Source organism: Gilliamella sp. G0441 (assembly GCF_050589305.1).
Lineage (GTDB): Bacteria > Pseudomonadota > Gammaproteobacteria > Enterobacterales > Orbaceae > Gilliamella.
On record NZ_JBNRJF010000004.1, the window covers coordinates 194,601 to 216,804 of the forward strand.

12 protein-coding genes are annotated in these 22,204 nt (G+C 35.4%); 6 read left to right on the top strand and 6 right to left on the bottom strand.

Features of this window, described 5'->3' with window-relative positions; genetic code table 11:
- Nucleotides 1-10: 10 nt before the first annotated feature.
- From ACKJXD_RS05640 to ACKJXD_RS05665, 6 genes are read left to right on the top strand one after another with little or no spacing between them, the layout of a single operon-like run.
- Nucleotides 11-838: a DUF6708 domain-containing protein gene (locus ACKJXD_RS05640; protein WP_430875769.1), complete on the top strand. Its 828-nt coding sequence runs from the start codon at nt 11-13 to the stop codon at nt 836-838.
- Between the two features lie 46 nt (nt 839-884).
- Nucleotides 885-1,724, top strand: a complete 840-nt coding sequence (locus tag ACKJXD_RS05645; protein WP_430875770.1) for a DUF6708 domain-containing protein — start codon at nt 885-887, stop codon at nt 1,722-1,724.
- A 46-nt stretch (nt 1,725-1,770) separates the two neighbouring features.
- Nucleotides 1,771-2,607 (top strand): DUF6708 domain-containing protein, encoded by an 837-nt coding sequence (locus ACKJXD_RS05650; RefSeq protein WP_430875771.1) that lies wholly within the window; start codon nt 1,771-1,773, stop codon nt 2,605-2,607.
- Between the two features lie 46 nt (nt 2,608-2,653).
- Complete coding sequence (locus tag ACKJXD_RS05655) at nt 2,654-3,484, top strand: DUF6708 domain-containing protein (protein WP_430875772.1); 831 nt, start codon at nt 2,654-2,656, stop codon at nt 3,482-3,484.
- A gap of 44 nt (nt 3,485-3,528) precedes the next feature.
- Entirely contained in the window at nt 3,529-4,347 is an 819-nt protein-coding gene (locus ACKJXD_RS05660; RefSeq protein WP_430875773.1) for a DUF6708 domain-containing protein, read from the top strand.
- Between the two features lie 23 nt (nt 4,348-4,370).
- Nucleotides 4,371-5,219, top strand: a complete 849-nt coding sequence (locus ACKJXD_RS05665) for a hypothetical protein (protein ID WP_430875774.1) — start codon at nt 4,371-4,373, stop codon at nt 5,217-5,219.
- Between the two features lie 113 nt (nt 5,220-5,332).
- Here ACKJXD_RS05665 and ACKJXD_RS05670 read toward each other — a convergent pair whose 3' ends face one another.
- From ACKJXD_RS05670 to ACKJXD_RS05695, 6 genes are all read right to left on the bottom strand, one after another.
- Nucleotides 5,333-7,234 (bottom strand): hypothetical protein, encoded by a 1,902-nt coding sequence (locus ACKJXD_RS05670; protein ID WP_430875775.1) that lies wholly within the window; start codon nt 7,232-7,234, stop codon nt 5,333-5,335.
- A gap of 228 nt (nt 7,235-7,462) precedes the next feature.
- On the bottom strand, nt 7,463-8,458 hold the full coding sequence (locus tag ACKJXD_RS05675) for an MDR family oxidoreductase (protein ID WP_430875776.1): 996 nt from the start codon (nt 8,456-8,458) through the stop codon (nt 7,463-7,465).
- A gap of 312 nt (nt 8,459-8,770) precedes the next feature.
- The gene (locus ACKJXD_RS05680; RefSeq protein WP_430875777.1) at nt 8,771-13,816 is read right to left on the bottom strand and encodes an autotransporter outer membrane beta-barrel domain-containing protein; all 5,046 of its coding nucleotides are present in this window, start codon (nt 13,814-13,816) and stop codon (nt 8,771-8,773) included.
- Between the two features lie 406 nt (nt 13,817-14,222).
- Nucleotides 14,223-14,828 (bottom strand): TetR/AcrR family transcriptional regulator, encoded by a 606-nt coding sequence (locus tag ACKJXD_RS05685; RefSeq protein ID WP_220216702.1) that lies wholly within the window; start codon nt 14,826-14,828, stop codon nt 14,223-14,225.
- 254 nt (nt 14,829-15,082) lie between these two features.
- Nucleotides 15,083-16,333, bottom strand: coding sequence for a serine/threonine transporter SstT (gene sstT, locus ACKJXD_RS05690; protein WP_220216703.1), 1,251 nt, complete (start codon nt 16,331-16,333; stop codon nt 15,083-15,085).
- A 353-nt stretch (nt 16,334-16,686) separates the two neighbouring features.
- On the bottom strand, nt 16,687-21,852 hold the full coding sequence (locus ACKJXD_RS05695; protein ID WP_430875778.1) for an autotransporter outer membrane beta-barrel domain-containing protein: 5,166 nt from the start codon (nt 21,850-21,852) through the stop codon (nt 16,687-16,689).
- Nucleotides 21,853-22,204 lie beyond the last annotated feature (352 nt).

Consider the following 22,204-nt stretch of genomic DNA (forward strand, 5'->3'; position numbering starts at 1 on the left):
GAGTAAAACCATGCCATCAAAATATAAACCCCAAATCCTTGGTTGGATAGGTGATTTAGATAAAGGCGGTAACTATTTAACAGGTGCCGATCAACGTTTATTGTATGCTAATGATAATTATTGTGCTTTTATCCGTAAAACGAAATCAAATCAAATTTTTTATTTATTTATCAGTTTGATTTTAATTATTTTGTTAATTCCTACGATGGTGTTATTAATACTTTTATTTTTTGTATATAATACTGAAAATGAATCAGAAATAGCAATTCTATCTATTTCGTCATTTATTCTTTGTTTTTTTGCAATCTACATTATTATTCCTGAATTTTACCACAACTTGTTTACTCGCCGAGGTAGCCCCATTATTTTTAATCGTAAAACGGGTAAAGTATATGTCAATGAAAGCTATTTTTTCAATTTTAAGGTATTACGTAACCCTTTAACATTTTTGCATCCCAATAAAAAACGTATTAAAGAATACGATTGGGCGTATTTACAAGGGGTAGTGGTGCATAACTATTCCCGATATTCCCTCAATAGCACCATATTAATGGTATGCAAACCCAATACCTATAAAACCATTGACCATATAATGTTAGATCCGCTACGCAATGGCATTGGTAGTTATCTGGTCTGGGGTTGGGTCAATAATTTTATGTGTGCGAATGATTTAATCAGCTTGAACGATGGCAAATACAAATGGGAACAAGAAACCCAATTCAAAAAAGAGATTATAAAAGGTCAAGGTTGGCCAGACTGGATGGTCGAAGCGTTTAATGCTACCACGCATGAGGAGCTAGCCAACATCAAACAAAAGTATAATATTGAAGCGTCATAATAAGCTTGGATATAACGCTATACAATAAGGAATCAGGAGTAAAACCATGCCATCAAAATATCAACCCCAAATTCTTGGTTGGATAGGCGATTTAGATAAAGGCGGTAACTATTTGACGGGTGCCGATCAACGTTTATTGTATGCCAATGATAATTATTGCGTTTTTATACGTAAAACTTTATTCGATCAACTTTTTTATCTTTCATTATGTTTCATATTGCTATGTATAAGTAGTCTAATTCTTTTTTTTGGCGCTAAATTATGTCATCTTCTATTAGGGTTCACAATGAAAGAAGATCTAACTGTATTCATTATTATAACAATCGGTTTAATCACTTGTATTTTTGCTTTATACGCAATAGTTATTCCTTGTTTATTCCAAAACCTTTTTACTCGTAAAGGATCCCCCATTATTTTTAATCGTAAAACACGTAAAGTGTACGTCAATGAAAGCTATTTTTTCAATTTTAAGGTATTACGCAACCCCTTAACCTTTTTGCATCCTAATAAAAAACGTATTAAAGAATACGATTGGGCAGATTTACACGGGGTGGTCGTGCATAACTTTTCCCGATATTCCCTCAATTCCACTATCTTAATGGTATGCAAACCCAATACCCATAAAACCATCGACCATATTATGTTAGATCCGCTTCGCAATGGCATCGGTAGTTATCAGGTCTGGGGTTGGGTTAATAACTTTATGTGTGCGAACGATTTAATCAGCTTGAACGATGGCAAATACAAATGGGAACAAGAAACCCAATTTAAAAAAGAGATTATAAAAGGTCAAGGTTGGCCAGACTGGATGGTCGAAGCATTTAATGCCACCACGCATGAGGAGCTGACAAACATTAAACAAAAGTATAATGTTAAAGCGTCATAATAAACTTGGATATAACGCTATACAATAAGGAATCAGGAGTAAAAGCATGCCATCAAAATATCAACCCCAAATCCTTGGTTGGATAGGTGATTTAGATAAAGGCGGTAACTATTTAACAGGTGCCGATCGGCGTTTATTGTATGCCAATGATAATTATTGCGTTTTTATACGTAAAACTTTATTCGATCAACTTTTTTATCTATCATTATGTTTCATAATGCTATGTGTTAGTGGTGCAGTTCTTTTTTTTGGTACTAAATTATGTCATCTCCTTTTAAGGTTCAAAAATAAAGAAGATTTATTCGTATTCATTATTATAACAATCTGTTTAATCACATGTATTTTTGCTTTATACGCAATAGTTGTTCCTGGTTTATCCCAAAACCTTTTCACTCGTAAAGGCAGCCCCATTATTTTTAACCGTAAAACCGGTAAAGTGTATGTCAATGAAAGCTATTTTTTTAATTTTAAGATATTACGCAACCCTTTAACCTTTTTGCATCCCAATAAAAAACGTATTAAAGAATACGATTGGGCGTATTTACAAGGGGTGGTGGTGCATAACTATTCCCGATATTCCCTCAATTCCACCATTTTAATGGTGTGCAAACCCAATACCAATAAAACCATCGATCATATTATGTTAGATCCGCTACGCAATGGCATTGGTAGTTATCAGGTCTGGGGTTGGGTCAATAATTTTATGTGTGCGAATGATTTAATCAGCTTGAACGATGGCAAATACAAATGGGAACAAGAAACTCAATTTAAAAAAGAGATTATAGAAGGCCAAGGTTGGCCTGACTGGATGGTTGAAGCATTTAATGCCACCACGCATGACGAGCTAGCTAAAATCAAACAAAAATATAATATTGAGTCATAATAATAAGTTGGATATAACGCTATATAATAAGGAATAAGGAGTTAACATGGCATCAAAATACCGCCCACAAATACCCGGTTGTATTGGCGATTTAGATAAAGGCACAAAATATATATCGGATGCCGATAATCGACTGCTTTATGCTAATGATAATTATTGTGTTTTCATTCGAAAACCGAAAATAGAACAGATTGGTCATACATTGGGTTATTTATTAGCATTTATTCTTTCGATTCCAGCAACTATTTTATCGATACTGTTAGTTTTTGTATTCAATACTTCACCATATGATGTGAAAACTGAAATTTTAGGTATATCATGTTTTATATGTTGTTGTTTGGGGATTTATGTTATTTTACCTGAATTATACCAAAACTTATTTACTCGCCAAGGTGCCCCAATCATTTTTAACCGTAAAACAGGTAAAGTGTATGTCAACGAAAGCTATTTTTTTAATTTTAAATTTTTAAAAAATCCGCTTACCTATTTACACCCGAATAAAAAGCGTATTAAAGAGTATGATTGGGCATATTTACAAGGGGTAGTGGTGCATAACTTTTCCCGATATTCACGCAATAGCGTCATCTTAATGGTGTGTAAACCCAATACCTATAAGACAATCGATCATATACTGTTAGACCCATTACGCGTTGGTGTAGGCAGTTATTTTGTCTGGGGTTGGGTTAATAATTTTATGTGTTTTGATGATTTAATCGACTTAAACGAAGGCAAATATAAAACTGATGAAGAGCTCCAATTTAAAAAAGAGATTATAGAAGGTCAAGATTGGCCAGACTGGATGGTCGAAGCATTTAATGCCACCACGCATGATGAGCTAGCCGACATTAAACAGAAGTATAATGTTGAAGCGTCATAATAGACTTGGATATAACGCTATATAATAAGGAATCAGGAGTTAACATGGCATCAAAATACCGCCCACAAATACCCGGTTGTATTGGCGATTTAAATAAAGGCCCGACATATTTAATGGGGGAGGATGATCGACTACTTTATGCCAATGATAATTATTGTGCATTTATTCGTAAAATAGAGGAGGATCAGATTTTTTATTCAGTGATATTTACTGTCGTTATTTTATTCTTACCTATTGCAATGTATATGTCTTTTCAATTAATTTTATTATGGGATAGTAAAGATGAGATTTATTTTTTGATTCTACCTATATTTGCAGAGGTCATTTCAGTAGTCGCTATGTATCTTATAATTCCTGAACTTTATCATAATTTATTTACTCGCCGAGGTGAACCAATCATTTTTAACCGTAAAACGGGTAAAGTGTATGTAAACGAAAGTTATTTTTTTAATTTTAAAATACTACGCAATCCGTTAACCTTTTTATACCCCAATAAAAAACGAATTAAAGAATTTGATTGGGCGTACTTACAAGGGGTAGTGGTGCATAACTTTTCTCGAAACTCACTGAATAGCACCATATTAATGGTATGTAAACCTCATACCCATAAGACAATCGACCATATACTATTAGACCCATTACGCGCTGGTGTAGGCAGTTATCTGGTCTGGGGTTGGGTCAATAATTTTATGTGTTTTGATGATTTAATCGACTTAAACGAAGGCAAATATAAGACTGATGAAGAGCTTCAATTTAAAAAAGAGATTATAGAAGGTCAAGGTTGGCCAGACTGGATGGTCGAAGCGTTTAACGCCACCACGCATGACGAGCTAGCCGACATCAAACAAAAATATACTATATAACGAAAGAAAAAATAGAGATAAAAATGTTTAAACAGTACAGTTTATTAAAAGGAACGATCAGCCAACTGCAAATATTCGATGACCCAAAAGAGTCTCAATCATATTATTCCAGCTTAATCGATGAAATAGCTTCTAATATTGTAATGGTAATTCTATTTTTAATTTTAATACTTTTCCCCTTCTTGATGATGTTTTCATTAGGTAGCATTACATTGAAAGGGAAAAGATTTTGTTGTTTTGTTGGGCGTAAATTTGTCGAAGGCAAATTAACCCATATTAGCTTTAAAAACGGTGACTATGTGGAAATGGTTGTGGATAAAAGTGATGATAACTATTATCAATCTTATGCTGTCAGAATACCGAAAACCCACGCTTTATATTTTCCTCACTCAGTAGATATGCCGACTTTGTATCAATTAAAGAATTCAGCTAAAGTGGTAGGGGTATTATGCTTATTAATTTATATGATTTGTATGTTTATGTTCTATTCTAATTCTAGTCTGGATAGCGATTTATTTCTGTTTTTTACTTTTTCAATCTTTTATATGTTTTTGAGTTTTACAATTTTATTTTTTTTCTTATTGGGTGGTCGTTATTCTTTTATCGGTAATCGCATTTTTGCCACATTAGGCTACCCCAAACCTTGGTCTCATAATACGTCAGCTGAACATGAGCGTTTTAAAAAATTAAACCGTTCGGGCGATCCTGAACTGTATGGCGATCCACAAACCCCCGAATTTGAACGAATCAAAATACGAGACGCCAAAGCCACTTATTACTGCCGAACGCCAATCGTACCGGATTGGGTCGAGGTGATTGATGAACGGGGATTTACGCCTGATCTTGATGATCAAAAATCACATTTTAATTAAATATAACATGATGAAATATAAAAGATGCGTTATCTATTGAAAATTAGCTAAACAATTTTGTTTAGCGTTTAAGTTTTCGAAAGAATAACGCCTAGGTTTTTACAAATAAAATGCTAAAGTATTTGATCATTATTACTGTTTTCGCGGATGTTGATTAATTCAATAAAACATTCTTTAGCGGCTTGCTGATATTCATGCACCTCTTCATTTGACAATTTTTCGATCGTTTTTTCTTCAAACAGTTTAATATTACCTAAAAATGACCAGCGGGGAACAGATATTTGTATTTCATTGTTAACAAATACCGCAAATAGTGTGACATCATCATTCCCAATATTTTCTCGGTAGGTGATATTTTTGATGTTTTTTACATCTACGAGCAAACTTTTACCGACGAATAAATCATTGGGTAAAACCGTTATTTGCGTATTATTTAATTTTAAACTTTCTCCTACTGATAATTTATTCGGTAATTGAGAAATCGAAGTATTAGATAAATCAAGGTCACCCCTTAGCGTAAGGTTATTTGGTAATGTTTTAATCTGACTGTAATTCAATATCAAATCCTGTTTAACTGAAAGCGTTTTAGGAAGATGAGTTATTGGGGTGTTCATTAAGTTCAAATTATTGACTACCAGGTTATCTGGTAAATTGGTTATCAACGTGTTATTTAACCTTAAATCTTTTACTGATAAATTATTTGGTAGTTTTTTTAGCGGAGTATTACTGACATCTAATTCGTTGTGAACATATAAATTATCGGGTAATTCGGTTAATAGGGTATTACTTGCATCTAAGTTTAAACTTACATGTAGATTTTTGGGGAGCTGAGTCATTTTACTTGAATTGATATCCAAAAATCCTTTTATATATAAATTATCAGGCAATTGGAGTAGGGATGTTTCATTTAGTTCAAGATTATGATCGATAAAAATCGTATCGTGTTTAATGAAGTAATTATATTTTTGTTCATTTAAAAGTTTGAATAACTCTTTATATTTTTCTTGTATCTTTTCATTGTCTAAAGTGGTTTGATTAACAGTGTCAACGTTTGTTTTATTTTCATTATTATTGATTAAGTCAATATTATAAGTTTCAGATCGGTTTTTTCTTTTTTCAGACAACTCTTCTACACATTCACGAGCCGCATTAAGATATTCTTCATTACTACTGGTTGAAAACCTCTCATTAAGTTTTGACTCAAAGGATTGTAGATTACCAAGAAATGACCAATGTGGTACAGATACTTGTATTTCACCGTTGATATATACCGAAAATAAAGAAATATCTTCTTCCCCAACGTGTTCACGATAAACAATATTTTTTATATTATTTACATCTAAATGTAAACTTTTGCCTACTGATAAATCCTCTGGTAGTTCAGTAATTAATGTATTATTTAAGATTAATTTTCCACCAACTTTGAGATTGTTCGGTAATTTTTTTACTAAACTGCGCTCAAAATCTAAATCATTTTTGACTGTAAAATTATCAGGTAATTGGGTGATAAAACTTTCACTTAAATTTAAATTATCAACGCTCAAATCGTCAGGTACTGATGTGATAAAGCTATTATTCAGATCTAAAAATCCTACGGTTAACTGGTTTGGTAAATCTGTGATAAAACCACAAAACATGATATCAAAAGTCCCGTTAATCGATAAATTTGAGGGTAGGGTGGTCAGTGAAGTTTTATTGTTACAAGTTAGATCGCCTTTGACAGATAAATTAGAAGGTAGTTGACCCGTATAATCTCTTAAATAAAAATTTTGATTGATGACAATCTCATTATTATTTATTGAAAAATTTATATTTTTTTGTGTTAAATAGTCAATGAAATCTTGATAAGGAGTTTTTATATTATCATTATTTTCAATATTGATATGATTGATATTTTCAGTTGTTTCAGTAATGGTTTGGTTATGCGTAGCCGTTTTAGCAGATAAGGATGATGTGATTAAAATCAGACTGAAACTAAATATACTCAATAGCTTTTTGTTTTCGAGAATATCCATATTTAAGATCCTCAAGAGTAAATAGCTTACTCCTTAATTTACTAAAAGAAGTTAAACCAATTAGTGTTATTAGTAATCGAAATGGATTAGATGTATAGATTATTGTAATAAGTTTTATTTTATATTTCAATGAGTTCAGAACGGTGTGTAACACACCGTATTAATTTGTCGATTATTGATAAGCTTTCTCAAATTGGGTTGAATGCTTTTAAGGCGTTAACATTAACTTTATTGTTTTACATCAACCACATAACGACCTTTTATTTGACCAGCTATCATTTTAGTGGCGATATCATTACAGTCGTTTAAAGTTATGGTCTTGCCAATATGAGACAGTATTGACGCATCAAGATGTTGGGATAATAACTGCCATGCCGCAACACGATTGTGATAATTTGCCATCACACTATCAACACCGGCTAATGTTACGCCACGCAAAATAAACGGCGCAACCGTAGCTGGTAAATCCATACCTTGTGCCAATCCACAGCAAGCCACTATGCCACCATATTGTGTTTGTGCACACGCATTTGCGAGTGTGTGTGATCCAACGACATCGACAACAGCAGCCCATTGTTCTTTTTGGAGTGGTTTGCCCGCTTGTTTTAATGGTTGGCTATCAATAATAGTGGTTGCACCAAGTTTGCGTAGGTAGTCTTGATCATCCATTTTGCTGGTCGAGGCTGTCACGCTATAACCTAATTTGCTTAGCAGGGCAACGGCAATGGAACCCACGCCACCACTTGCACCCGTTACAAGTATAGCGCCATTTTGCGGTTTGATGCCGAAATCAAGTAGTCGTTTTACACATAAGGCGGCGGTATAGCCCGCAGTACCCAAAACCATTGATTGATAAGGGGTGATATTTTGTGGTAACGGAATTAACCATTCTGATTTTAAGTAGGCATATTGTCCTAAACATCCCCAGTGGGTTTCACCACATCCCCAACCGTTTAAGATGACCATATCCCCTTTTTGATAGTGACCATTTGCACACTCAATGACACAACCCACGCCATCAATACCCGGTATCATTGGCCATTGCCTGACAACGGGACTTTTGTTAGTGAGTGCTAATGCATCTTTATAGTTAATGCTTGAGTAGTGAACTTCGATTAATGTGTCACCTTGTTGAGCAAGTAATTGCTGTTGGGAAACGGTTTTTATAGAACTTGTAAAACCGTGGTTTTCATCTTTTTCTAACAAAATAGCTTTGAATGACATGGTTATTCCTTATTACATTTGGCAATCTAAGGTATGTTTACTCACTGAATTGGTAGAACAGGTAGTCAGTGAACAGGCTGATTTAATGTTGCTAGACAGTCGGTCTAAAAATTATAGACCGATTGTCTAGTCTATTGCAACAGATATTAATCAAGCTATTGAAGCGCTAAAATCGCCATCAATCGTATTAATCAATCGGGTTAATTTTAGGGTTATTTCAGTCAGCCTAAACTTGTATAACGGCTTTAATATAAAAAAACCGATATTTGTTTGATCACATAATATCGGTTTTAATTGGGTTGTTATATTAATTTACCAGTTGGCCTTGATGCCTATTGACCCATTTATTGGGGCTTTGACTCTGGCATTGCCACCATTTGACCAAGTGTGACCCAATTCACCGTAGGCGGTAAATTGCGTGTTGATGTCAACGCTTCCACCAATCGCTAATTCGGTACTGGTATGTGACGCACCACTACGGATTGTCTTGGTGTAACTTGGTGTAGCGAAGTGGGTACGATCAGCACCATTTGGCGAATAGAACAGATTTACTCGCGCATAGGGTCTTAATGTGCCAAAATCCATAGCAAAATCGTTTTCGAGTCTACCCCCAATACGGAATAGCCAAGCATTATTATTACTATGTTTGACGGTTGTGTTACCATTTATATGGCTTTTATCCAGATCGAGCCACTGGTGTATAATCTGTGCTTGAGGTTCTAGCTTCCAACCCATATCACTGAATGTAAACGGTTTACCTAATTCGAGTGAAGCGGTGGCGCCATAGCCTTTTTGTTTGCTGTTGGTGTTACTGTTTGGTTTGATATTGACTTTATGTCGTGCAGCTTGCACCACTAAATCCAGATAACTGCCGTCATCATGCGTGTAAGTCCCATAAGCACCAACAAAATACGTGTTAGTCGTATTTTTTCCAACATGTCCATTTACACCACTAGCAAACCCGTTAACTTTTAAATCACCGTATAGATAACCAAAATAAGCGCCTATACGCCAGTCATTATCTTGCCAGATATCACTACCTAATTGTAAACCGGTGTAATTTCCTTTGCTGTGAGTATTTAATACGCCGTTTTGTTTGATATCATTGCGTGCTGCAATGAATCTACCCCATGTGTTAGTGACATCGTTGCTTGGCGTATTACCAATGCGTTGGTGCAGATTGCTAAGCATGATAATATCCGCTTGACGTAATTGCTTACTCACCGCTGAATAAAGTGGGGCCTCTTTTCGGTAAGTTAAACGTTTGTTGTTGGCATTATTCTTCTGATCTTTTTGATGATTTGAATCAATAATAGGGTTTAAATCGTGATTATTTTCGTCATCGTTAGAATCAGTTGTACCCGAGTTATTTTCTTCATTCTCTGAATGAGTATTATTCTTGTCGGTATTTTGATCTTCATTTAGGTTGTCCAAATAGGAGCGTAAATACCAATTATCATTTTGATGATTGAGATCACCTTTATAAAGATAATATTCGAAAGCGCCGACATCTAAATGTCCACCTTGAAGATTGAATGCGTCATTGGTACTACTACCGGTCACATTTACCACTTTAATGCCATTTGTATTTGTGGTGTCCGCCCCAATTCCATTGACATTATTTATCTGTAATTGTGTTTGTCCAGTTACATGACCATTCACATTTAATCTATCGGTATCACTTTCACTACCTTGTACCACGGTATCCAGTATTAATTTACCATTGTTGCCGACATAGTCACCGTTAATTATTAAATTTTCGCCAGCCTTTGAATTACTCAGCGTTATGGTACCTGCGTTATTGATGGTACCGTTTACCGTAGCTTGATTTAATGATGTTTGTAATTTCAAAACAGAATCAGCGTTTAAGGTAAGGTTTTGAGTATCTAAATCGCCTGTTAATGTAAATGTTATCCCTTGCCCTACATTGATATTTTCCCAATTTAGCACAGATACATCGCCACTACGCCCCGTACTTGTTGATGATCCTGTCAGATCTTGGTAAAGATTCAGTGTATCGGTTGACGATGATTGTGAACTGCGCATTGTATCACTACCACCATCAATAATCGTGAGGTCGGTAATATTCGCATTTTTATGAATGGTGAGGGTATCATTACCCGTGCCAAGTAGGATTTGTCCACTGATTTTTGAACCATCATTGAGGGTAATTATCGCATCACTAATTTCATTTTTAATTGATGCGCCTACTAGGGCTGAAACATCCGATCCTGCATTAAGATTGATATAGGTTTTTGTCCCAACATTACCTGATGAGTAAATGCCAGCACCAGGAAGGTTAAGTTGATTTTGCCCTTTACCAACTACCGTACCTGCGATATCAATTTTAGTTATGCCTGTCCCGTTATTGGTGACATTAATCCCACTATTTAGTCCAATTATTCTACCAGCCTTTTGGGATAAGATGAGATCGCTTGATGTATTGCCGTTTTTAACTAATATTCCCGAACCATTATCACCATTAATATTTCCTGATACAATAATAGATGAAATCCCTGTTCCTAAATTACTCACATTGATACCATTATCTGAACTGGTTACGTTACTGGTTGCCCTTTGTTCAATATATAAATGTTGAGCTTTATTTTTATTGGACGCTGAAATCGCATCTCCACGTCCAGCTTGAATGTTACCTCCGACAGTAATGGATGTCGATCCTAATCCTTGGTTAGTCAGATTGACCCCATTTTTACTTCCTTGAATATGTGCCTGATTTTGGAGCGAAAAGATTAAATCTTTTGTTGTAACATCATTAGCCACAATGATTGCATCTAAAGAATGGCTTAGGACAGATCCATTAATGTTAATAGAGGTTGAACCACGACCTTTATTCACTAAATTGATGCCATTGAGTTGTCCTGTAATGGTGGCATTATTATCAAGTATTACCGATAAATCATTAGCGGTTGAATCATTTGAAGCAACGATTGCATCATAAGTTGAACCGGTTACATTACCGGTTAATGTTATATAAGATGAACCTTCACCTTTGTTGGTAATATTGATACCGTTTTTTTGGCCTGTAATGTTACCTTGTATATGATTTATCTTCATATCTGTTGTATGGACATCGTTAACAGCATATAACCCATCGTATTTTGCACCGATTACATCTCCCGACGTGGTAATGTTGGTTTCACCTAGACCACTGTTCGCCATATTGATACCGTTTAATGCACCATAAATATTTCCTGATGATTGCTTAACGGTTAGATCATGTGAATTGGTGCCATTTAAGGCGTACATACCGTCATTTTTCTGTCCTTTTATCACACCTGATGTTGAAATAGAAGTCGATCCATTACCATGATTGGCAATGTTGATTCCATTGGCATTCCCGTTAATGATGCCTGCCGATTGTGTAATAGATAAATTTTGAGTGTTTGATTGATTCGCCGCATATAAACCGTCGTTATTATTGCCAAATACTTCGCCTGATGTGGTAATAGTGGTTGAACCTTTACCGCTATTGGCCATGTTTATTCCATTTAAATTACCAGAAATTTTTCCACCTTTTTGGTTGACGGTGATGTTTTGTGTGTTGATATCATTAAAGGCATACATGCCATCATTATTTTTCCCAATGACTTCACCCGATGTGGTAATTTGGGTTGAACCGTTGCCTTTGTTCGCCATGTTTATGCCATTTTTATTACCTTGAATACTTCCGTCTGATTGTTCGACGGTGAGATTCTGAGTGGTAGTATCATTAAGGGCAAACATACCATCATTTTGGTTGCCTAACACTTTTCCTTGTGTTGTTATGAATGTGGATCCCTTTCCTTTATTAGCAAGATTAATCCCGTTCGTATTGCCACTGATTTTGCCACCGTTTTGTTTAATCGTCAGATCTTGCGTGTTGACATCATTCGCCACATACATGCCATCATTATTTTCGCCTATGACATCACCCACTGAGTTAATGGTGGTTGATCCGTTTCCTTGGTTGGCAAGATTGATGCCATTAAGCTTGCCATTTATAGTGCCCCCAGATTGATGCACAGTAAGGTCATGCGTATTGTTTCCGTTATAGGAGTACAGCCCATCATTTTCAGTACCAATAATATTACCTAAGGTGGTGATAAAGGTTGAGCCTTTACCATTATTCGCCATATTGATCCCGTTTTGCTTACCTTGAATCTTGCCGGATAACTGATTAAGTGTGAGGTCATGGGCATTGGCATGATTAGCATTGAATAACCCGTCATTTTGATCACCAATGACATCACCTGAAGTCGTAACCAGTGTTGAACCGTTACCATTATTTGTCATGTTAATACCATTTGTACTACCATGAATCGTGCCTTCTAATTGGTTAACGGTGAGATCTTCTGTATGTTCTTTGTTGACGACAAACATGCCATTTGCTGTTTGACCTTCAACACTTCCTGATGCATTAATCAACGTCGATCCTATACCGTTGTTTATAATATTGACACCATTTGCGTGGCCTTTAATACTACTGCCATTCATTTGTGTAACGGTGATGTCTTTGGCTGTGGTATCATTAAATATGTAAATTCCTTCATGTTGGCTACCAATGACTTCGCCAGAGGTAGTGACCGTTGTCGAGCCCGTTCCGCTATTGTTTGCATAAATACCGTTTGTTCTGCCCGATATACTTCCTATCAGTTGGATAACCTTAAGATCCTTTGCACTTGTCGCATTATCAGCTTGTATTCCGTTGGCTGCTTCACCAACAACGCGTCCAGAAGTGGTTAGTGTTGTGGTTCCGTTACCTTTATTCTCGACTTTGATCCCATTTTTTTTACCCTGAATGGTACTGTTACCCATTTGTGATACTTTTAAATCTTTTGTGGTTTCGGTATTGTTTACCGCGAGCCCATTCTCAGCTTTTCCTGTAATCACGCCTGATAGCATGATGTTACTTGAACCAATACCGCCGTGAGTAATATTCACTCCACTGGCTTCACCAGTTATGGAGCCAGCCGCTTGGTTAAAAGTAAAATCACTGGTGTTACTGTCGGTTGTGTAATCGTATCCATCACTCGAGTTGTTAATGTCGTTTGATATAGTGATGTTTTTTGAGGTGGCAAAAATACTTATGCCAGCGCTGTGATTAATAAAATTCTGTAGAGGATTACCGCCGTATGGCAAATTTAATGATTGATTAATGTTGTGTTTTTGTAAAACAATTGCATTATTTAAATCGTTTGCCGTGTCACTTGCATAACTGTAATTTGTTAATACCATACTTAAACTCACAACAGTAAGCAATTTGACCGAAAAACTTTTCCCTTTTGTTTGGGTATTTTCCGAAGTTGGTACATAACTTTGACGTACTGCATCCCAAATAAGCCTATAAATTTTGTTCATTATTTCCTCTCACTTAATCAGAGATATTTATATTTATGTAAAATATAGCTTTTAATTTAAATGAAAATGCTGATAGAAAATTAACCAAATGAATATTTGTTATTAATGTAACGAGATACAAAAAACTTATTAAAATTTAATGCATTATGTAAAGATATTTATGAATACAAATAAAATCGCTTTATTTACAAATAAAATGATGAAACGAAGTACAAGGTGAAAAGATTGTCTATTGAAATTATCGATTATTTTTTGCTTGAAAAGATAGTACGATAATTCGCTATTATTTGTATCATATTGCCTAATGATAGGCAATCAAAATAATATAAATTGTCTTTTAAAGGTTATTTAAGCGTGCGTAACATGAATTGGTTAGGAGGGAATAAATCAAAATTAACCATTGGTATTATTGAATTATTTTATCTAAAAAAAGTTGAATAAACAGATCTAAAGGTGCCGATTTTTTTATTAATTTGCTACGAGTTACGGCGCCTTCCCAACCAATCCAAAAAAATTCTGCAAGGGCTTTACAGTTTACCGCTGAACTCAGTTCTCCGCATTGTTGTGCCTGTAATAAACAGTGTTCTAGTTTGGTCTGCCAATTTTGTAAAATCTGTTCAAGTAGTTGTGCATACCCTTCCGGTAATAACGATTCTTCTTGGATTAGTTCGCCAATTAAGCAACCACGATTAAAATCATATTTTGCCATGCCTTGTTTAGCATCTTCATAAAAAGCTTTGATTCTCGCGAGTGGTGATGATATCAAGCTGTCGGTTAGATGTTTATCTAATTTATGACTAAAAAAGCTATCATAAGACGCGATAATGGCTCGCCCAAAATCTTCTTTACTTTTGAAGTAGTAATAAAATGACCCTTTGGGTACACCAACCTGTTTCAATATACTTTCTAGATTTGAGGATAGGTAGCCATAAGTTGTCATTAACGCCATGCCACTACGGATCAATGCTGCTTTAGTGTCGTTACCTTTTTTTGAGAATGACTGTGTTGACATAGTGATTTATAGGGGGTTGTCAAATTGTTAAAAAGATTCTCATAATAATGAGTCGTTTTAATAAAAGCAATCTTATTGTGCATGTGGGTTATAGACACCATCATGAATGGTGTCTATAACATTGTTAAAATGTGACTTTCATCGCAAAGCATGATAATGGTTAGATTATCATGCTTTTGGGAGGTATTTAAGCAGAGAAGTATTTTGTTTGATTAACTTATTGTTTAAATAATCCTTCATGAAAAAATAAGATGTCAGTTTAATGCCGATTGTTTCTTTTGCGCTGCTGATGATACAGCACCGATAAACACCACATCACTGGATGAGTTTAATGCGGTTTCAACGGAGTCTTGAATGACACCTATTGCAATGCCGATACCAATCACTTTTGCTGAAATCTCATTCGGTATGCCAAACATACTACAGGCAACCGGAATAAGAAGCAGTGAGCCACCGGCAATACCTGATGCACCACAAGCACATATAGAAGTAATAATACAGAGTAAAAGTGCGGAGTAGATATCGACATGGATATTAGCACTTGCTGGCATTGAGTTGACAGTGGCCAGTGTCAGAACGGTTATGGTAATTGCCGCCCCAGACATATTAATCGCAGCACCAAGTGGCACAGCAACCGAATAGGTATCTTCATCCATTTTATATTTTTTACAGATTTCAATATTAACAGGAATATTGGCGGCAGAACTACGGGTAAAAAAGGCGGGGATCGCACTTTCTTTTAAAGATGTAAATACTAATGGATAAGGGTTTTTACGCATAACCAGAAATGCGAGTAGGGGATTAATCACTAATGCAACAATCAGCATACAAGCGACTAATACAATCAGTAAATGCGCATATTTTAATAATTCACCAAAGCCTGTTTCTGCCAGTGTTGATGCTACAAGTCCAAATACACCAAGGGGCGCAAAACGGATGATAATTCTCACAATAAATGAGATAGCATAAGACAAATCGCTCATCATGGTTTTGGTTGTTTCACTTGAGTGCCTTAAGGCTAAACCAATGCCCACACCCCATATAATTAAGCCAATATAGTTGGCGTTAATAAGGGCACTAACAGGGTTATCGATCATCTTTTCTAATAAGGTTTTTAATACCGCTGAAATGCCATTAGGTGGAGTAAGGGTTAAATTTTCAAGCGTATCACCAAATGAGATTTGCGACGGAAATAGAAAGCTGGCAACGGTGGCTAATAATGCTGCCAACATCATTCCAGTCAAATAGAGCGCAATTAAGGGTTTCATGTTTGCTTGTTTACCTCGTTGGTGATTGGCAATTGAGGCAATAACAAGAATTAAAACCAGTATTGGCGCAACGGATTTAAGCGCATTAATAAAAAGTCCTCCAATCAAAGACATATCTAAGGCGGTTTCTTTTGAGACGGCAGCCAAAATAATGCCTAAAATTAATCCTAATAGTATCTGTGGTATTAATCCTACTTTCAGATAGAAACGAACTAATGGATTGGATGATTGACTCATAATTGTTTTCCTATTTTGAAACAAAATCTGTATAACAAGCCGAAACAGTACCATAATTCATTAGTATCTTTATAGAAAATAATCATTATCATAATGTTTTTTTATATAGCGCTTAAGATAATTATTAAGATTAATTATGAAGTGATGTGAAAGCGATTTTAAATCGTTGCTAGAAGACGATAATTAATATCACAAAAGTCTAAAAATATAATTTTAGTTTTTATCGATTTGGAAGCGTGATTAGATGAATGATTGGGGTTTAATAATAAAATTAGTAAACAAATATAAAGATAAAACCGATAGGAACAACTTTATCGGTTTTATCTGTTTTTGAATTAGGATGCTAAGTAATATTACCAGTTGGCTTTAATACCTATTGAACTACTGAAAGGCGCTTTAACTCTTGCTTTTCCACCATTAGTCCACGTATGCCCAACTTCAGTGTAAATACTCATTTGATTGTTTAATTCATAACTGCCACCGAGTGCAATTTCTGAGCTGAGGTATTTTGCGCCATTACTGAATTTTGTTGATGCACTCTGGCTGGCAAAGTTAATACGATCGGCGCCATTAGGTGAATAGAATAAATTCGCCCTTGCATAGGGACGTAAAATACCGGTTTCGGTTTGGAATAGACCTTCAAATCGACCACCAACACGGAATAACCATTTATTGATATGACTTTGTTTAATTTTAGTGTTTCCACTCACATGACTATCATCCAAATTTAACCATTGGTGAATGATTTGAGCTTGTGGTTCTAACTTCCAGCCACTATCCGATAAGTTAAAGGGTTTGCCTGTTTCGATCGATGCACTGAAACCGTATCCTTTTTGTTTGCTGTTTTTATTTCCATTCGGTTTTACATCGGTATGATGATGCGCACCTTGTAAAACAATATCCACATATGTGCCATTGTCTTGCATATAGGTACCATATGCACCTAAAAAGTATGAATCGATTTTGTTACTTCCCACTCGACCATTTTTGCCACTCGCAAAGCCATCAACACTTAAATCTCCACGCAAATAACCAAAATAAGCCCCCATACGCCATTCTTTATTCTGCAAAATATCACTACCTAACTGTAAGCCTGTATAATTCCCTTTGCTATGCGCGTTAGCTATACCGCTCTGTTGTAAATTAATCCGTTTATTGATGAATCGGCCCCAAGTCATCGGTGAATCTAAAAATGGCGTATTGCCGATACGTTGGTGCATATTGCCTTGCATAATATTATCAGCTTGACGTAATAGGGCGGGAATGGCAGCAAACATTGGGACTTCTTTTCGGTATGTTATTGTTCCAGGGGTTACATTAGGATCTTGCGGATCGGGGTCGATAATCGGGTCGGTAGGTTCTGTATGGTTATCTGGATTGTTCGGATCATCCGGATTAGTCGGATTTTCGGGGTCGGTTGGTTTGTCCGGATTAATTGGTTGCTCTGGATCTTTAATCAGAAATGATCGTAAATACCAATTATTATTTTGTTTATTAATATCGCCTTTATATAGGATATATTCGTAAGCGCCCACATCGATATGTTGATTTTCAATGCTAAATGCATCATTCGTGCTCGTACCATCAACATGAACGACTTCAATGCCATTGGTATTACCTGTATCCGCACCTAATCCATTAATATTATTGATGCTGATAAATGTGTTGCCCGACGTGTTACCGTTTACAATCAATTTATCTGTTGGACTATTACTATCTTGAACAACGGTGTCGAGTATTAATTTACCATTATTACCTATGTAATCACCACTTATTGTCATGTTATCGCCGGCAAAAGTGTTACTTAAAGTGATTGTTCCACCATTGTAGACGTTACCATTAACTTTAACTTGATGAAGAGAAGGGTGCAGGTCAACTACAGCACCAGATTCAAGCGTTAGCTTGTTGGTGTTAAGATCACCAGTTAATGTTAATCTACCTGTATTTTTCAGTGTGATATCTTCCCAATTATAAATAGCAACATTATTAATGGCACCATCAGAGGTTGAAGAACCTGTAAGATGTAAATTCAGTATGAGCGTATCAAGTTCAGATGCGCGCCTGATTTGATTTTTTTTCTCGCTACCATCAATGATAGTGAGTGCAGAAATATCGGCACCTTGATTCATGATCAAGGTATCATTGCCCGAACCTAATCTGATTTCTCCACTTACTTTAGAACCATTATTTAGTGAGACGATGGAATCGGTTGATTCATTTCTTATCGCAATATTATTTGCTGATGAAACATCAGCACCTTGATTAAGATTAATATAGGTTTTCGCGTTTTCTTTACCTGAAGTATAAATACCATTCCCAGATACATTATCTTGGCTAATCACTTTGCCCGATATATCAATTTGCGTGAAGCCTGAACCATTATTTATCGCTTTAATACCACTATCAAAACCTGAGATTACGCCATTTAATTGAGTAATTGTCATATCGGTTGCTGTTTCTCCATTAATTAAATGAATTCCTGAACCCATGTTAGCTGTAATATTTGATGAAGATGATAATGAGGTAAAGCCTTTTCCTTCATTTAGGGCATTAATACCATTATCAAAACTTTTAATATTACCAGACGATTCAATTTTGAGGTTTTGTGTCAAATTTTTATTTACCACGAAAATACCATTACCACCATTAGAAAGAATTGAACCTTCATTAACAATATGCGTAAATCCACGTCCCTGATTGGTGAGGTAAACACCATTTAAAGCGCCTTCTATATTGCCTTCTTTCTCTTGTTTAAACGAAAGATTGTTCGTGTTGGTATCATTAACCACAAGGACAGCATCTCGGGTTTGGCTATTTATTTTCCCTGCCACTTTTAATCCTGTTGAACCTTGTCCATTATTTAATAAATTAACGCCGTTAATATATCCCTTAATTTCACTGTTTTTTATCTGTCCAAATATCAAATTATTGGTTGAAGACTGTCCTATAACTTCTACTCCATCAAGCGAGTTACCGGTAACGTTACTGGCTATACTGACTAGGGTTGAACGTGTTCCATTGTTGAGCATTTTAATGCCATTTAATTTACCATTAATTTCGCCAGATGATTGAATCACGGTCAGATCTTTAGCATGAGAATTATTGATAGCATTAATACCATGACCTTCTAATCCATTAACCTTGCCTAATGTGGTAATGGTACTGGAATTTTGACCATTATTTAAAATATTAATGCCATGATTTGATCCTGTGATATTGCCGTCTAATTGACCAATTTTTATTTCTTGTGTATTATCATTTCCTACTGCATAAAGGCCGTCTTCTTGACCGCCAACAATATCTCCAGATGTATTAATTGATGTTGATCCTGTTCCATTATTTTCAATGTACACACCATAAAGTAACCCTTTAATCAATCCCGATGTTTGCGAAACAACAAAGTTAGTACTTGATTGATCATTTAATGCATGAATACCATTTTTTTGGCTACCAACCACATCACCCGATGAAATTATTGATGTTGAGCCACTGCCTTTATTTTGTATATTGATTCCATTTAGATATCCATTAATGCTACCTTTCGTTTGCATAACATTCAAATCATGTGTATGAATATCGTTAATTGCATATATACCATCATTTTCTTCACCACTTACACTGCCTGAAGTTGTTATATAGGTTGAGCCATTACCAGAATTGTTATAATTGATACCATTCTCTTTTCCTTGAATCATACCCGAAGATTGTTTAGCGGTTAGATTTTTAGTATTAGTATGATTATTAACAAATAAACCATCTTTACTATCGCCAGTAACGTTGCCAGCTACAGTGATAGAGCTTGAACCATTACCGTTATTATCAAGATAAACACCATAGTTTTTTCCAGAAATGCTTCCAATTGATTGAATCACATTAATATCTTTCGCATTGTTATAATTCATCGAATAGATACCACTTGATGAGCTTGAGGTTATTTCACCTGCAGTTGTAATTAGCGTTGTGCCATTACCCATATTGAAAGTTTCAATCCCATTTAAATTCCCATGGATTGTACCGGATGCTTGGTTTATGGTGATATCATGCGTATTAGTATCATTCTGAACAGATATTCCGCTTAAATTTTGCCCTGTTACGTTGCCAGAAGTGGTTATCAGTGTTGAATTTGTGCCGCGATTTTGAGCAAAAATACCAATAGTGTAACCAATAATATTGCCTTTCAATTGATTGATAGTTAATTCTTGAGTATTTGCAGCGCCAAAAGCGGCTATACCATTTGATTGTTGACCAATAATATCCCCATTGGCGGTAATTGACATAGCATCATTACCAGTGTGGATTAAATTAATACCTTGATGATAGCCAGTTATACTGCCTTTTAATTGGTTAAATGTAAGTTTTTTGGTATTGCTTAAATTATCGATTATTATCCCATCTCCTTCCTGACTAATAATATCCCCCGACGTGGTTACGACTGTTGAACCATTACCATAGTTTTCCAATTTCATACCGTGGGATTGACTAGTGATATGTCCATTAGACTGGGTAACTGTTAAGTCATGAGTATTGTAATCATTATGAGCGAATATGCCATATTGTGTTTGTGCTGTTATGTTTCCAGCCGTTGTGATTGTAGTTGAACCGTTGCCTGCATTATTAGCAAAAATCCCATTTAGAGCACCTTTGATTGAACCGCCATATTGACCAATAGTAATATCACTTGCGTTTGAATTGTTGATTCCGTAGACTCCATCTCCTGAGTCAGAAATGACTTCTCCCGACGTTGAGATGTTCAATGAACCTTTACCATTATTCATAGCTCTAATCGCTAATATACCATGAATGACGCCAGCCGATTGCGTGATATTTAAACCTTTAGTATCAACATTATTTTCCACATTAATAGCAATCCCCTTATCAGCGATCACGGATTCTGAGGTGGTAATTGTTGTTACCCCACGCCCGTTATTTATTGCCTGGATACCAAATTCTTGTCCATGAATATTAGCACCAACTAATTCTGTAATATTTAAATCTTGGGCATCAATTGCATGTGTGACTTGTATCCCCGCATTTGTCTTTCCAATAACACTGCCAGAAATGGTAAGATTTGTAGAGCCTTTACCATTATGATTGATGTTAATGCCATATTTACCGCCAATGATTTCACCCGCTGGCTGATTCACAGTTAAATTATCGACATCAGAACTACTTGAGTAATCATAACCATCGTCATTCGATTCAATATGATTTGGCAGTGTGATTTCCACCGAATTGTTTAAATTAGTTATTGAGTAAGGATATTGAAAATATTTTGGAGTTTGCTGGCTAACTTGATGATTGTCGTATGGTTGTTGATCACTCTGCTGCTGGCAATTCGTATTAATGTCTGAAAGATTATCAATACATTGTGCATAGCTTATGGAAATCGAGGCTAACGTTAATGTTGTTATTGACAGTAAATTGGTGAAAAATAATTTACTCTTAGATTGTGCTTTTTCTGAAGTTACGATAAAAGCTTGACGCTGTGCATTCCATACCAACTTATATATTTTATTCATGGTAATCTCTCATTTATATTAACAATTAAACAGAACTCTGAATCGACAGAGCAAATAGTTGAAAATGACAGCTGAGAACTCATTACGTGAATCTGGCAATTATGTTAAAAAACAAAGAGGGCTTAATTTTTTGAACATATACCTACTTATATAACTAATAATTGGAAACGATTTTTTTGACTAGCAACAGATTATTGTTAATGCTAAATATGAAAACAGTTTATATTACTAAAAATGGGAAAGTGTAAAATTGTAATTTGTTTGTTTTTTTACTTAAAAAAATAAAACTAAAAAAGAAGTAACTAAGCTTTTTTTACCATATAGCAATAAAATTGGCAATCAAAAAATAAGC